A 15,242-nucleotide genomic window follows, 5' to 3' on the forward strand; every position below is an offset into this window, starting at 1 on the left:
CAACTACGATTCTATTTTGAATTATTTTGATAATAGAAGTACGAATGCTTCTGCAGAATCTTTCAATGCTAAAATAAAAGCATTCAGAAATCAATTTAGAGGAGTAAGGAATATAGACTTCTTCTTATTCAGATTATCTAATCTTTTTGCTTAATCCCCAACTTTTGCACCTGATCCAAATAAAAGCATTTAGATCCCAATTCAGAGGTGTTAGAAATTTAGAATTCTTCCTTTTTAGGCTAACTAATATTTATGCTTAATTTTTTAATCCCACAGGTTTTCGTGTTGATCCCAGGTTTTCGTGTTGATCCCTTAAATCTTTTAAAATCTGCGTAAAAAAAAAGCTCCTGAATAACTTTCAGAAGCTTTTTTTAGTGCGGATAATAGGACTCGAACCTACACGCCTTGCGGCACCAGATCCTAAGTCTGGCATGTCTACCAATTTCACCATATCCGCTCAATTAATTCACTAAACTCTTATTTTAATAAGGTGTTCATTGAACTGGTGTTTGTGGGTGCAAAGATAAGCATACTTTCGAATATTCAAAGAAAAATTTGAAAAAAAATATTAATTCTCTTTTTTGTACATTTGGTTTTCTATAAAAATAATTTAAATGGAAAACATTAAGTCCTACGTTCAACAACATAAAGATCGGTTTATCAGTGAATTGATCGAATTATTAAAAATTCCGTCGGTAAGTGCCGACACCGCATACTCACAAGATGTTATTGACACGGCCGAGGCTGTAAAAGTAAGTTTATCAAAAGCAGGCTGCGATTTAGTCGAAGTTTGCGATACTCCGGGTTATCCAATTATTTATGGAGAAAAGATAATCGACCCAAATCTTCCAACCGTTTTGGTCTATGGACATTATGATGTTCAGCCGCCGGACCCAATGGAATTATGGACCTCTCCCCCTTTCGAACCCGTTATCAAAACCACAGATATTCATCCCGAAGGTGCCATTTTCGCACGCGGTTCCTGCGACGACAAAGGCCAAATGTACATGCACGTAAAAGCGTTGGAATATATGGTACAAAGCAACACTTTGCCTTGCAACGTAAAATTTATGATCGAAGGTGAAGAAGAAGTAGGTTCTGCAAGTTTAGCCTGGTTTGTAGAGCGCAATCAGGAAAAACTGAAAAATGATGTGATCCTTATTTCAGATACAGGAATGATTTCGAACCAACAGCCGTCTATTACTACAGGTTTAAGAGGTTTGAGCTATGTTGAGGTAGAAGTTACAGGTCCAAACCGCGATTTACATTCTGGCTTATATGGCGGCGCTGTAGCGAATCCAATTAATATTCTGGCAAAAATGATTGCTTCTCTTCATGACGAAGACAATCATATCACGATTCCGGGATTCTACGACAAAGTTCAGGAATTATCTGCAGAAGAAAGAGCGGAAATGGCAAAAGCACCTTTCAGCTTAGAAAAATATAAAAATGCTTTGAACATCGCTGATGTGTACGGCGAAAAAGGCTATGTAACCAACGAACGCAACTCCATCCGTCCGACATTAGACGTAAACGGAATCTGGGGCGGTTACACCGGTGAAGGTGCCAAAACGGTTATTGCCAGCAAAGCTTTTGCGAAAATCTCTATGCGTCTGGTTCCAAATCAGGACTGGCATGAAATCACAGAACTTTTTACAAAACATTTCACCAGCATTGCTCCGGCAGGTGTTACCGTAAAAGTGACGCCGCACCACGGAGGTCAGGGTTATGTAACGCCAATTGACAGTATCGGATATCAGGCTGCAAACAAAGCTTATACAGAAACTTTTGGTGTCCCTGCTATTCCGGTTCGTTCCGGCGGAAGTATCCCAATCGTGTCCTTGTTTGAAAAAGAATTAAAAAGCAAAACTATTTTAATGGGCTTCGGACTCGACAGCGATGCAATTCACTCACCAAACGAACATTTCGGAATCTTTAATTACCTGAAAGGAATTGAGACTATTCCGCTGTTTTATAAATATTTTGTAGAACTTTCGAAGTAGTTTTTAACCGCAAAGACGCTATGTTTTACGCAAAGTTTGCTATGGTTTTTTGCTCCCAAAGCTGCAAGGTCGCGAAGATTAATTTTTAAGATATAAATCCGTTCAGCAATGAGCGGATTTTTTTGAGTTTTTTAATTGATATTAATATTGAAATTTGCCATTGCTATTGGTTTGGGCGTTACCTAAAGGTCGGGCTGTCCACTGTATCTTTTGCAATTGAGGTCTTGGGTTTAGGCAGATATTCAGTGTATTGCAAAAGGATGCCGTTCCCATCCCTAACGCGCTATTAGGCTCCAAGAAATTTAGCATCCAAAAGATTCTGAAAAATCCGCTCCTCTATATAAGAAGCGGATTTTAAAAAAATTCAAAAAACTAAAAATAAATCCGTCTAAAATAAGTCCGGATTGTATCCAAAATAGGGCATGTTTTGTTCATAAAACACAACACCATAACTTTCTAATTCTTCCAAAATAGGCAAATACACTTCTTTATTGATCGGAAGCTGCACGCCCGGAGTTGTAATTTTTCCATTCAAAATCAATAAAGTTGCAATAGCCACCGGAAGCCCAACCGTTTTTGCCATTGCAGTATAAGTCTGATCTTCGCCAATACAGACCATTTTTGAGTCTATTTGCCTTTTCTCTCCATTTAGTTCGTAACCAAATTTGTGATACATCACGATCATATCCTTTTCATCAGGTTCCAGTGTCCAGCTGTCGGTCAGTATTTTTTCCAGAATCTGGGCCGGAGTTGCATTTGGAAGGTTTACTTTTTTGTCCGGATTAAATAAATCCAGTTCCAAAAGTTTATCCCACATTATATCGTCCTGATCGATTTTTAAAATCAGGCGCATTTTTATTTCGACCGAATCGGTTGGGTGATATGGCAAAAATGAATTTGTAAACTGCCGGTAACTCATGTTTTCAGAATCTTCCATGATGTAACTGTCGTCGGTCATCCCGAGTTGGACAAACATATTCCATGCTTTCGAAAAACCCACTCTTCTGATTGTCCCTCTGTATAAAGTCAGAATATCATCCAAACCATAAATTGATCGGTACTTAAGCGAATCACGGTTGGAATAGGCTTCAAATTTACCGTAGCCCTCTACCTCAAGAAACTCTGTTCTGCGAAATAAAGTTCCGTATGGAATGTATTTATAAGTCCCTTCCTGAATAAATTTTGCTGCACCACCCTGACCCGCCAACACTACATTTCTCGGTGCCCAGGTAAATTTGTAATTCCACAAATTATTATCCGATTCCGGAGCGACCAGCCCGCCACAAAAGGATTCAAAAAGCAGCATTTTACCTCCTTTTGATCTAATTTCGTCAATGACTTTCATGGCGCTCATGTGATCTATTCCGGGATCGAGGCCAATTTCATTCATAAAAATCAAATTGTTTTTTCGGGCTTCTTCGTCAAGCTCCATCATAGCATCACTAATATAGGAAGCGGTAACCAGATGTTTTTTGAATTGCAGGCAATCTTTTGCGATTTCAATATGTAAATAGGCCGGAAGCATCGAAATGACAATAGAGGCTTTTTCTATAGCAGCTTTTCTTTCTTCCGTATCAAAAATATTGAGAGCAATTGGGGTGGCGTTGGGATGGTTATTGATTTTTTTTTCGGCCAGAGCCAAAGATAAATCAGCCACAACAATATACAGGTTTTCACTTTCTGATTTTGAAAGCAAATACCGTATTAAAGATGATGCAGATCTTCCGGCCCCAATTATTAGAATGCTTTTCATTATTTAAATATATAACACAAACATAGTAAATTGTTACAAAAACAACAATAAATCCCTGTTTTAATTTTAAAATAGACTGAAGCAAAGTAAATCAGATTTTTTTGAAAAGTGTATTTGAAATGTTTTTTGTTTGGCTGAATTAAGCCTATTTTTGTGATATTAAATTCACATATAATGGAAAGGAAAATAATTATTACAGCTGCTATTTTCGGAATGTTGGCGATTATTTTAGGTGCTTTTGGCGCACATGCCTTAAAAGCAATATTAACTCCGGAACAATTGACCAGTTTTGAAACCGGTGTTCGTTACCAGATGTATCATGCTTTCTTTTTATTTTTTGTGGCATCCCGAACAGAACTCCCTTTAAAAACGCTAAAAGTGATCTATAATTTAGTTCTGGCAGGTGTACTTTCATTCTCAGGTTCTATTTTCTTACTGACTACCAAAAATGTAACAACGATTGACTTTAAAATTATTGGATTCGTAACTCCAATTGGCGGATTCTTATTAATCTTCGCCTGGTTAGTTCTTTTGCTTACTTTTTTTAAGAAAAAATCATAAAATTCATTTAAAAAAATTCTATCTGAATTTTAATACTTAAATTTGTTGTATATATAACATATAACTATTTCTGTGTTAATATTGATTGGTATTTACATTTAAATGTAGATAATATAACACTTGATTTAAGTTTGAATTATATTTTAAAATGATAATTTTAGAATAAATATAACAACAATTAAAATTTATGGAGACTAATACACTTTCCACTAAATCGATTTCGCTGAATGATTTAGGTATTTCAAATGCTACCGTTCGTTATCAATTATCTGCAGATGATTTGCATGTCATAACAATACAATCAGGACAGGGTATTGAAAGTTCAACCGGAGCATTGGCGATTAATACAGGCGAGTTTACAGGGCGTTCTCCACAAGACCGTTTTATTGTAAAAGACAGCATAACAGAAGATAAAGTATGGTGGGGGAACGTGAATATCCCGTTTTCATCCGAAGCTTTCGAAAAACTATATAAAAAAGTAACCGGCTTTTTATCTAACAAAGAAGTATTTGTACGGGATTCATACGTTTGCTCTGATGCAAATTACAGATTAAATGTTCGTGTAGTAACCGAAACTGCATGGTCAAATTTGTTTTGCTACAATATGTTTTTAAGACCGGAAGAAAGCGAGCTGGCAAATTTCACTCCTGAATGGACTGTAATCTGTGCGCCAGGTTTTATGGCAGATCCTGCTGTTGATGGTACACGACAGTCAAATTTTGCTATTTTGGATTTTACTAAAAAAGTAGCATTAATTGGCGGAACAGGTTACACAGGAGAAATGAAAAAAGGAATTTTCTCTGCTTTGAATTTCATTTTACCGGTTTTCGAAAATACGCTGCCTATGCACTGCAGTGCCAATGTGGGTGAAGCTGGGGATACTGCGATTTTCTTCGGATTATCCGGAACAGGAAAAACCACTTTATCAGCAGATCCTGAACGTAAATTAATCGGTGACGATGAACATGGATGGACAAGCGAAAACACCGTTTTTAACTTTGAAGGCGGTTGTTATGCCAAAGTGATCAACTTATCTGAAGAAAATGAACCTGATATTTTCAGAGCCATCAAAAAAGGCGCTCTTTTAGAAAATGTGGTTTTCAAAGCCGGAACTAATGAAGTAGATTATGAAGACATTTCGATTACACAAAACACACGTGTGAGTTACCCGATAACCCATATTGACAATATTCAGCCGGGTTCTATCGGACACAATCCTAAAAACATATTCTTCTTAACAGCAGACTCTTTCGGCATCCTGCCTCCTATCTCAAAACTAACTCCGGGTCAGGCTGCTTATCATTTTATTTCCGGATATACGGCAAAAGTGGCCGGAACAGAAGCAGGTGTAACAGAACCTCAGCCTAATTTTTCTGCGTGTTTTGGCGCCCCGTTTATGCCTTTGCACCCAACTAAATATGCCGAAATGTTAAGCAAAAAAATGAAAGATGCCGATGTAAAAGTCTGGCTGATTAATACCGGATGGACGGGGGGAGCCTACGGAACCGGAACACGTATGAAATTAAAATACACGCGCGCTATGATTACTGCTGCTCTAAACGGAGAGCTCGATAATGTTGAGTACGTTGACCACAAAGTATTCGGAATTGCAAAACCTCAATCCTGCCCTAATGTACCGAGCGAGATTTTAAATCCTAGAAATACTTGGGAAGACAAAGATTTATACGATAAAAAAGCGCTGGAATTAGCTAAGAAATTCAAAGCTAATTTCGCTAAATTTGAAGAATTTGCCAATGCTGAGATTTTAGCAGGCGCACCAAAAACAGAATAAAGGAAATTATAATTCAAACTAAAAAAGCTGTTCGTTATGAACAGCTTTTTGTTTGGTTTCCAATCGCAGTAAAAATAAACACAACACTAACTGCGACTGAAAACAACACTGAAAATTTTATTTTTTGGCTTCGTCAATACGTTTCTGGATCAGATCCCAGGCGTAATAATGAAATGTCATTCCGTTACTCATGGCCACAAAAAGACCGTTTTTGTATTTTCCGCCTAAATTAATACTGGTTACATCGGCACCATCACATTCGATTGTTGAAGTTGGAACTTCTGCCAGTAATTCATAGCTGTCTGGATTTCCGTTAACACCTTCTCTCGGATAGACCATAAACGAATTTGCCTGTTGGTTTGATACTAAAATATATCCCGTAGAATCTGTTTTTTTGTAAATCGCAATTCCTTCGTGATCCGCTTTGAAATCTTTCTGACCGAAAAAAGCCAATTCCTTATTGTCGTTTAAAGCAGGATCTGCTTTGTACTTTCTGATCCCTACTTGTTCATCACAATAGTAAATTGCCCCTAACTCATTATCAACCGCAATGGCTTCAATTTCTTTTTTACCGCTGTAAGTTCCAAATTTGCGAACCACTTTCCCATCAGCAAACTTTCCGTTTCCAAAAAGTTCGTATTGCCATAAATAATTTCCTGTAGGACCTGATTTTCTTCCCACAACAGCAAATATTTTACCGTCTGTCGGGCGCGTGTATAAAGAAATTCCCATTGGATCACGCAACTCTTCCCCTTCAAAAACCGAAATTCCGCCATTATCGATTGGCTCTAAATCAGGCAGGCTGAAAATTCTGATTTTGTTGCTTTCACGTTCTGTTGTAACAGCGATATCTGTTTTTTTTCCGTCAATAACCAATCCGTAAGCGATATCAACATTGTTCGGGCGTTTTAAAGGAATTGATTTCTTCAGGATTTTTCCCTTTAAATCAAAAGCATATAAGCCCCCATAAGTATCTTTATCCGTTCCCACAATAATACTTTTTGAAGCATCGGCTGGATGAATCCAGATCGAAGGGTCATCAGTATCGTGAGGTAAAGCTTCAGTAACCGCTGTTGGTTTTACCGCATTTGGTGCCACCGAAGCCAGTTTATCGTCTTTACAGGCTGCGAATGAAAGTGCTAAAAACAACAACCCTATTATAGATTTATTCTTCATTTTTATAATGTATTTGTATGCAATTAGACAGAGTCGTTAAACTCTGTCTAATTTAATGAATTTTAAAAAACAGATTTTTACAAGTCTAATTTCAATCCGAAATTGTAACGGGCCTGATAATATTCAACTTGTTTAGTATGATCTTCAACACCCTGATAGTAACGCAACGGCTGATTTGTTAAGTTGTTGGCTTCTGCAAAAAAGCGAAGTTTAGGCGTAATTTTATAAGAAGCATTCGCATCTAAGAAAAACTGCTTGTCATAAAAACTGTCATTGTATGATTCTGAACCCAATTCATCTAAATAATCTGAAGTGAAGTTCGTTGATATTCTTGCAGAGAAACGTTTGTTTTCCCATGATAATGATCCGTTGAACATGTGCGGAGCTGTACCCGGAAGACTGATATTGTTTCTTTCATTTCCATCTTCGTCAGCGATTCCTTTTGCTTCAGATTTAGTGTAAGTGTAGTTCAGATAAATACCGAATCCTTTTAAGAAAGCACCAGGCAAGAAATCTAACTGACGCTGAAACGCCACTTCAAAACCGTAAACATCCACGTTATCTCCGTTTCTGGATTGTACAAATTCCCAGTTTTCCCCAGTTGGAATCGGATTAATCTGATTTGGAAAATCCGCAGCAAATTTTTCAGTCGTATATTGATTATCGCTGTAGTTGTAAATAAAATCATGTAATCTTTTGTAGAAAACACCACCTGAGATTAATCCAACAGATTTGAAATAATTCTCTGCCATGAAATCATAATTATAAGAATAAGTAACATCAAGATTTGGATTTCCCGCTGTAATAGCCATATCTGAAGCTATATTATTTACATAAGGAGCCAGGGCATAATAATTAGGTCTTGCCAAAGCTGTAGTTGCAGCCATTCTCAAAACTAAGTCTTTTGTAGCATTGTACTGAAATGAAATGCTTGGCAATAAATTCGTGTATGAATTTGTCGTGTTAATTTCACTTTCTAATTCTTCCTCATCCAATACACGATTTCCGGTGTAATCAATATGGGTGTTTTCTAAACGGAAACCTACAACCATTGAAAGTTTATCATTAAAATCCTGATCCCATCTGATGTAAGCCGCATAAATATTTTCTTTGGCATTATAATTTACCGCTAAAAATTCAGAAGGATCCGATTCTTTGTCAAATAAAGAAGCATTATTAAGGTCCAGATTACCCAAAAAGCTTGCAGAAGCAAAAGTTCCCGGTACATATTTACTTCCCGGATTGAAGTTTTTACCATCAAAATAACTTGTTGGAACTTCTGATAGCAAATCCATGCCATCGTTTATTGGTTCATAAGAAAAGAAAGTATTGTTTCTTTCTTTTTCTTTCATTCTCAAACGAAGTCCGGTCCTGATTCTCCCTTTTTCTGCAGCTATAATTGAGAACGGAAAACGGATATTGATTTTTGCGCCAAATTCACTTTCGCTTGTTTCATCCGTATTTTCAGAAGCCGAATCAAATTCTAACTGATCCAGCGATTCTCCTACGCTTGTAACCAGAGGAAACCTGTTTTCAGAAAAATCCTGATTAATGCCTAATCCCTCCTGACGGTATTCGATATAGCGCTCTCCCGGGCGGTATTCTCTGGCTTTAGCATAATTTGCAGACCAGTCTAAATCTAATTTTGAGTTGATTAAATGTTCTCCACGCAAAGAATAATTTTGAACTCGTTGATCTTCTAACCTTCTGTTTTTATTACGGTTATTATCTACACCACCTTTGGTTTCGCGTTTTACACGCCCTTCAAAACCAGTAATTTCTTCACCATTGTAGATGGCTTCAATATCATCATAAGTTGTTCTGAAACGGTTTTCTCTGTCATCTCTCCAATTGTAGATTGCATTGGCGAAAATGCTGTTGTTTTCATCGAATTTATAATCTAAAGCAATAGATCCGCTGCGGCGAATACGCTGAACATCATACTTTCTTATTTCTGAAGCCTGAACAAATTCGTTTCCGAAATCATCTTTTACCCATTCGTTTTCGATATTGTCAGATCCGTAATCTACATTATTGTATGAAGCACTAAAAACAGCTCCCAGTTTATTATTTAAAAAACGATTTCCGTAAACCAATCCTGCTGTATATGAAGCTTTTTCACGAATTGGAAGATAACCTCCGGCAAGTGTTGCTGAGATTCTTTCACCGTTTGGAGTTGCTCTTGTAACTAAATTTACAGAACCTCCAATCGCGTCAGCATCCATATCAGATGTTAAGGTTTTGTTTACTTCGATAGTCGAAATCATATCCGAAGGAATCAGGTCCATCTGAACATTTCTGTTGTCTCCTTCTGCAGATGGAATTCGGTCACCATTTAAAGTCACAGAGTTCAGGGACGGAGCCAAACCTCTGATGATAATGTTACGCGCCTCACCCTGATCATTCTGCATCGTGATACCCGGAACACGTTTTAAAGCGTCACCCACATTGGCATCCGGAAAACGGCCTACCTGATCTGATGAAATTACGTTTCCGATATTTTTGTTGTTTTTTTGCTGGTTCAGGGCTTTTGCCTGACCTTTTAAGATGTCTCCTACTACAACCTCATTCAATTCTGTTCCTGTAGTTTTAAGAGCAAAGTCGATTACATTGTTCTTGCCCTGCTCTACTGAAATCTCCTGAGTGACAGACGTATATCCAATATATTTTACAGTTACCTGATACGTTCCAACATTGATATTAAGCAATTCAAATCGCCCATTGTAATCTGAGATGGTATATTTGTTTTCTCCAACAATCTGAATCATTGCTCCCGGTAAAGGAAGTTTGTCATCAGCATCTAATACCTTTCCTGATATTATGGCTTTTTGAGCATAGCCTGTCAAGGTTAATAAAAATAGCATTGCTGCCACATAAAAATTTTTCATTGTGTGTTTTGGTTAAATTTCGGTTGCGAAACTAAAACCTGAATGTTATTAAAGCTGTTAAAAAAAATTAACATAATGTTATGATTGGATGTTTCAATGCAGGAAATATTAATATTTATGTAACACTAAAACAACAAAATTTTATGGACATTAACACCAAAAAGTCGCCAGAAGACCGCTAAGTAACAGTGAAACACCAACATAAGCGATAGCCTCTCAGCAAGTATGCATGCTAATCATTCTGCTGTATTCAATTTTGATATATTCCTGAGAAAAGCAGATAGAGTAGAAGCCTTCATAAAACAGTTAAGCTTCTTTTAGAATTATCTGTCATAAGTTCTTATTAGATTTTGTTGCGAAATGAGATAGATTATTACAGTAGAGCGGTATGCAATAATATGAGAATTCAAAACGAAATCTTTAAAGGCAGAAAGGAATTTAATGAATAGTCATAAAAAAAGCCTTTCCGTTAAGAAAGGCTCCAATATTAGCGGTCTGGACGGGACTCGAACCCGCGACCCCATGCGTGACAGGCATGTATTCTAACCAACTGAACTACCAAACCTACTGCGTTATTGTGACTGCAAAAATACAATAGAACTTTGATTCTACAAGGTTTTTTGTGTTTTTTAAACAAATAAAACACGTTAAATTTTTAACCAATTGATTTCTATTACAGTAGAAAACAAAAAAATCGGATTGATCCATAAATATAAACAAAAAACCCGAATATTGCTATTCGGGTTTTGTGGTACCTCCAGGGATCGAACCAGGGACACATGGATTTTCAGTCCATTGCTCTACCATCTGAGCTAAGGTACCTTGCTTTTTAATTCACTTTGTTTCTGTTTACGTTTGTTTCTGTGAACGTGTTTGCGGGTGCAAATATAGAATCATTTTTCGTTTATCCAAAACATTTTTTTAAAAAAATCAATTCGTACCTTCGCAAAGGTAAATAAATAAATATGGTTTTAACAGTCGATGTTGGCAATACCCGAATTAAAGCTGCTGTCTTTGAGGGGAGTACTGTTCTTGAAAATTTTGTTTTTGAGAAAGAAGAGCTTGAAAAAGAAATTCAAAAAATTTTAAAAAAATTTCAAAATTGCTCTGATTTGGTGGTGGCATCAGTCGGAAATATCCAAAAACAGTCTTTTCTGGTTTTCGAAAAACAGCTCAATATCCATTTTGTGACACACGAAGATCCTTTTCCTTTTATAAATAAATATGCTACTCCAAAAACTTTAGGAATAGACAGAATGGTTTTGGCCGCCGGAGCAACTTTGCAGTTCCCCAAAAAAAACAGATTAGTTGTCGATGCCGGAACTTGTATTACCTATGATTTTATCGATGAATCGGGGCAGTATTTTGGAGGAGCTATCTCTCCGGGTTTACGGCTGCGTTACGAAGCATTACATAATTATACGGCCAGACTGCCTTTGCTGTCTTTAGAAGTTCCTGACTCCTATATTGGCAATGCTACTGCACAGGCTATACACTCAGGTGTTGTCAATGGTTTGGTCTATGAGATAGACGGTTTTATCGATGAATATCGCGCAAATTTTCCAAATTTTATAATAATTTTAACGGGAGGTGATGCAGATTTTTTGGCTAAACGATTAAAAAATACCATATTTGCCAATTCAAATTTCTTGCTTGAGAGTTTGAACCAAACATTTCAATATAAAATCGACAATGATTAAAAAAATTTTACTAAGCGCTTGTTTGCTTATTTCGTTCGTTTCATTCGCTCAGCAAGGTACTGCCTCTCCATATTCTTTCTACGGAATTGGTGATGTAAGATTTAAGGGAACCCTGGAAAACAGGTCGATGGCAGGTGTTTCAGTGGAACAGGACAGTATTCATATCAATGTAGATAACCCGGCAAGTTATGCCAGTCTGATACAAACAACTTTTACTGTGGGTGGAACTTACGGAACTTCAAAAATAAAAACTGAAACAGAAAAAGCAAGTGCTACTAGATCAACTTTTGATTATTTGCTTTTGGGGATACCAATGGGTAAATTTGGGGCAGGTTTTGGATTAATTCCGGTTTCTTCTGTTGGTTATAAAATCAGGAATGATAACACAGCTACGCCCGGCGCTACGAGCAGCCAGTATGAAGGAGAAGGAGGTTTGAATAAAGTTTTTTTGGCATTAGCTTATAAAATAAAACCGAACTGGAATATAGGTGCTGATATGCAATACAATTTCGGAAAAATAGAAACCACCAGTATCGAAGCTATTACAGGAGTTGAAAGTGCCACAAGAGAAATTAATACTTCAATATTGTCCGGTTTTAATTTCAATATCGGAACCATGTATCAGACTAAGATTTATAAAAAAACAGAATTGTTTACCAGTTTGTCTTATACCTTTGGCAGTAACTTGACTTCAGACAGTGAAAGAACTACTCAGGTAGATGGGGATACTACTCCAATAGTAGAAAATCCTCCAAACAGCATTTTAGAATTGCCTAATAAATTAACCATAGGTGCTGGTGTGGGAGAAGCAAGGAAATGGTTAGTAGGTACTACAGTAGCTTTTCAGGGTAATGGCGAGTTTGAGAATTACCACAATACAAGTGAGGATGTGCATTATGAAAAATATGCAAAATATGCAATAGGAGGATACTATCTTCCAAACTATACTTCATTTACAAGCTATTTTAGCAGGATAACGTACAGGGCAGGGTTTAAATACGAAAAAATTGGCCTTGTGGTTAATAACGAATCAATAAAAGATGTTGGATTTTCAGTAGGAGCAGGTTTCCCTATTACCGGTAGTTTTTCCAGTGTAAATTTTGGAATTGAATACGGTAAAAAAGGAACAGTATCGGCAAATTTAGTTCAGGAAAATTATATAAATTTCAGCCTTAGCTTCTCTTTCAATGACAAATGGTTCGTGAAAAGTAAATTCAACTAATGCTTAAATTTAAGTTTTTATAAGCTCGATACAATTTACTACATTTGGCGAATGAATTTACCAAAAAAATATAACATTATAACCGTTGTCACAGTTTTTGCTGTGACACTGTTTTTTGGGTGCGAAAGCAATTTTAAAGAAGTTCAGAAAATTAATTATTCGGAATTTTTCCCGGCTACGGATGCGGATACAATCAATATAAAATATACGGATTCCGGGCGGATTACAGGCGTTTTAAAAAGCCGAAAAATGCTGGATTATGCAAGTGTTGATTTTCCTTTTACCGAATTTCCTAAAGGAATCGATGTTACATTGTATGATAAAAAACAAAAGCGCACTTTTATAGTGGCAAATTATGCTGTTTCCTATAAACAAACTGGTATAATTGATTTGATAGGGAAAGTAAAAATTACGTCTGAAGCCGGACAGGTACTGGAAACAGAACAGTTATACTTTGATCAGAAAAACGAATGGTTTTACACTGAAAGAAAATTTAAGCTAACAGATGCAAAAGGAATTTCTCATGGTCAGGGAATAGATTTTAGCAAGGATTTTAAAGTGATAAATTCACAAAGAGTAAGCGGGGAAATTGAAGCCGACGAAGAATAAAATAAAAATTATGAATTACTTAAAATATACACAATACGTTTACCTCCTAATTGCAGTTGCCTTTATTTATGATGGTATTACTAAGCTTAGTGAACCTAATGGAACTTATTGGCTGAGTTTTTTAATTGCAGGTGTAAGTGTGTTTATGTTTTTCTTCAGGAGAAAGTTTTCTAAGAAATTTGACGATCATTATAAAAAAAAGTAAAAAATGGAAATTAGTATTATAATACTATGTTTAATACTATCAGCCTTTTTTTCAGGAATGGAAATAGCTTTTGTTTCCTCTAATAAGATTTATCTTGAAATAGAAAAAAAACAAGATAATTTTATTTCAGGAATACTGACAAAACTTACCGAAAAACCATCCAAATTCATAGCGGCAATGCTTATTGGGAACAATGTAGCACTGGTTGTTTATGGCTTTTTTACCGCAGACTTGATTCTGAAATGCATTACAAGTTCAGGTTATCAGTTTTCTGATTATACAAATCTGTTTCTTCTTACCTTAATATCTACGTTTGTTATTTTAATAACGGCAGAGTTTTTTCCAAAGATTTTTTTTCAGATCTATGCCAATTCCTTAATTCGGATTTTTGCTGTTCCGGCCTATATTTTTTACCGGTTATTCTATTATATCTCTACTTTTTTTATCTGGATTTCTGATTTTATTTTAAGAAAATTTTTTAAGACTGAAGGAGATCAGGTGCAGTTGTATTTTAGTAAAATAGAATTGGGGAATTACATAACCGAGCAGATGAATTCTGTAGAGGATAATCAGGAAATGGATTCTGAAATTCAGATTTTTCAAAACGCCTTAGAATTTTCAGGCTTAAAGGCGCGCGATATCATGACTCCCCGGACAGAAATTGCAGATGTAGATTTATTTGACAGCGTTTCGCATCTTAAAGAATTATTTATAGAAACCGGGTACTCTAAAATAATAGTGAGCCAAAATTCTTTGGATGATATTGTGGGTTATGTGCACTCATTTGATTTGTTTAAAAAACCAAAAACGATAAAGTCGGTTTTGATGTCAGTCGAGTTTGTACCGGAAACAATTTTGATAAAAGACGCTTTGAGCCTGCTTATCAAAAAAAGGCGGAATGTAGCTGTTGTTCTGGATGAATATGGAGGAACATCAGGTATCATAACAATAGAAGATATCGTAGAAGAGCTTTTTGGTGAAATTGAGGACGAACATGATTCAGACGAGGAATTAATTGAAGAGAAACTGAAAGAGGGTAAATATCTTTTTTCAGCAAGGTTAGAGGTAGAATATTTAAATGAAACCTATAAATTAGAAATTCCTGAAAGCGATTCTTATGGAACATTGGGGGGGTATATTGTAGATTTTACGAAAGATATTCCTGAAAAAGGGGAGAGAATCAGCATTGGAAATTATTATTTTGTCATAGAAGAGTGTTCCGGCAAGAAAATCGAATTAGTAAAAATGACTATTAAAGAATAATTTTTTTAATAATTTTAAAAAAAAGTCGAAAATAAAACACTAGTTGTATTGTTATTAATTAGATAATTGT

The 15,242-nt window shown here is 36.1% G+C and carries 12 protein-coding genes and 3 tRNA genes; 9 read left to right on the forward strand and 6 right to left on the reverse strand.

What is annotated here, in order from left to right:
• Nucleotides 1-16: 16 nt before the first annotated feature.
• Entirely contained in the window at nt 17-154 is a 138-nt protein-coding gene (locus tag GXM17_RS03300; protein WP_244307343.1) for a transposase, read from the forward strand.
• A gap of 221 nt (nt 155-375) precedes the next feature.
• Here GXM17_RS03300 and GXM17_RS03305 read toward each other — a convergent pair.
• Nucleotides 376-457 (reverse strand) — tRNA-Leu (locus GXM17_RS03305).
• Nucleotides 458-614: 157 nt separating this feature from the next.
• On the opposite strand from GXM17_RS03305, the gene GXM17_RS03310 reads away from it, so the two are divergent.
• Complete coding sequence (locus tag GXM17_RS03310; RefSeq protein ID WP_163397879.1) at nt 615-2,003, forward strand: dipeptidase; 1,389 nt, start codon at nt 615-617, stop codon at nt 2,001-2,003.
• A 388-nt stretch (nt 2,004-2,391) separates the two neighbouring features.
• Here the strand turns inward: GXM17_RS03310 and GXM17_RS03315 are convergent, their stop codons facing one another.
• Nucleotides 2,392-3,756 carry a saccharopine dehydrogenase family protein gene (locus tag GXM17_RS03315; RefSeq protein WP_163397880.1) on the reverse strand — a complete coding sequence of 455 codons (1,365 nt, stop codon included), beginning with the start codon at nt 3,754-3,756 and terminating at the stop codon, nt 2,392-2,394.
• A 174-nt stretch (nt 3,757-3,930) separates the two neighbouring features.
• Between GXM17_RS03315 and GXM17_RS03320 the strand changes: the two genes are divergently transcribed.
• The gene (locus GXM17_RS03320) at nt 3,931-4,317 is read left to right on the forward strand and encodes a DUF423 domain-containing protein (RefSeq protein WP_163397881.1); all 387 of its coding nucleotides are present in this window, start codon (nt 3,931-3,933) and stop codon (nt 4,315-4,317) included.
• A 187-nt stretch (nt 4,318-4,504) separates the two neighbouring features.
• Nucleotides 4,505-6,109: a phosphoenolpyruvate carboxykinase (ATP) gene (gene pckA / locus GXM17_RS03325; protein ID WP_163397882.1), complete on the forward strand. Its 1,605-nt coding sequence runs from the start codon at nt 4,505-4,507 to the stop codon at nt 6,107-6,109.
• 117 nt (nt 6,110-6,226) lie between these two features.
• Here the strand turns inward: pckA and GXM17_RS03330 are convergent, their stop codons facing one another.
• The 4 genes from GXM17_RS03330 to GXM17_RS03345 all read right to left on the reverse strand — a co-directional run bounded on the left by GXM17_RS03330 (nt 6,227) and on the right by GXM17_RS03345 (nt 10,995).
• Nucleotides 6,227-7,285: a phytase gene (locus tag GXM17_RS03330; RefSeq protein WP_163397883.1), complete on the reverse strand. Its 1,059-nt coding sequence runs from the start codon at nt 7,283-7,285 to the stop codon at nt 6,227-6,229.
• A gap of 77 nt (nt 7,286-7,362) precedes the next feature.
• Nucleotides 7,363-10,173 carry a TonB-dependent receptor gene (locus GXM17_RS03335; protein ID WP_163397884.1) on the reverse strand — a complete coding sequence of 937 codons (2,811 nt, stop codon included), beginning with the start codon at nt 10,171-10,173 and terminating at the stop codon, nt 7,363-7,365.
• 491 nt (nt 10,174-10,664) lie between these two features.
• Nucleotides 10,665-10,738, reverse strand: a tRNA-Asp gene (locus GXM17_RS03340).
• 184 nt (nt 10,739-10,922) lie between these two features.
• Nucleotides 10,923-10,995, reverse strand: a tRNA-Phe gene (locus GXM17_RS03345).
• A 143-nt stretch (nt 10,996-11,138) separates the two neighbouring features.
• On the opposite strand from GXM17_RS03345, the gene GXM17_RS03350 reads away from it, so the two are divergent.
• From GXM17_RS03350 to GXM17_RS03370, 5 genes are read left to right on the forward strand one after another with little or no spacing between them, the layout of a single operon-like run.
• Complete coding sequence (locus GXM17_RS03350) at nt 11,139-11,873, forward strand: type III pantothenate kinase (RefSeq protein ID WP_163397885.1); 735 nt, start codon at nt 11,139-11,141, stop codon at nt 11,871-11,873.
• Nucleotides 11,866-13,095: a BamG family beta-barrel-assembly machinery protein gene (gene bamG, locus GXM17_RS03355; RefSeq protein ID WP_163397886.1), complete on the forward strand. Its 1,230-nt coding sequence runs from the start codon at nt 11,866-11,868 to the stop codon at nt 13,093-13,095. The genes GXM17_RS03350 and bamG overlap by 8 nt, the downstream gene beginning before the upstream one ends.
• Nucleotides 13,096-13,146: 51 nt before the next feature.
• The gene (gene lptC, locus GXM17_RS03360) at nt 13,147-13,704 is read left to right on the forward strand and encodes an LPS export ABC transporter periplasmic protein LptC (protein WP_163397887.1); all 558 of its coding nucleotides are present in this window, start codon (nt 13,147-13,149) and stop codon (nt 13,702-13,704) included.
• A 10-nt stretch (nt 13,705-13,714) separates the two neighbouring features.
• The gene (locus GXM17_RS03365; RefSeq protein ID WP_163397888.1) at nt 13,715-13,909 is read left to right on the forward strand and encodes a hypothetical protein; all 195 of its coding nucleotides are present in this window, start codon (nt 13,715-13,717) and stop codon (nt 13,907-13,909) included.
• A 3-nt stretch (nt 13,910-13,912) separates the two neighbouring features.
• Entirely contained in the window at nt 13,913-15,172 is a 1,260-nt protein-coding gene (locus tag GXM17_RS03370; RefSeq protein ID WP_163397889.1) for a hemolysin family protein, read from the forward strand.
• Nucleotides 15,173-15,242 lie beyond the last annotated feature (70 nt).

It is taken from the genome of Flavobacterium fluviatile (assembly GCF_010645065.1).
Lineage (GTDB): Bacteria > Bacteroidota > Bacteroidia > Flavobacteriales > Flavobacteriaceae > Flavobacterium > Flavobacterium fluviatile.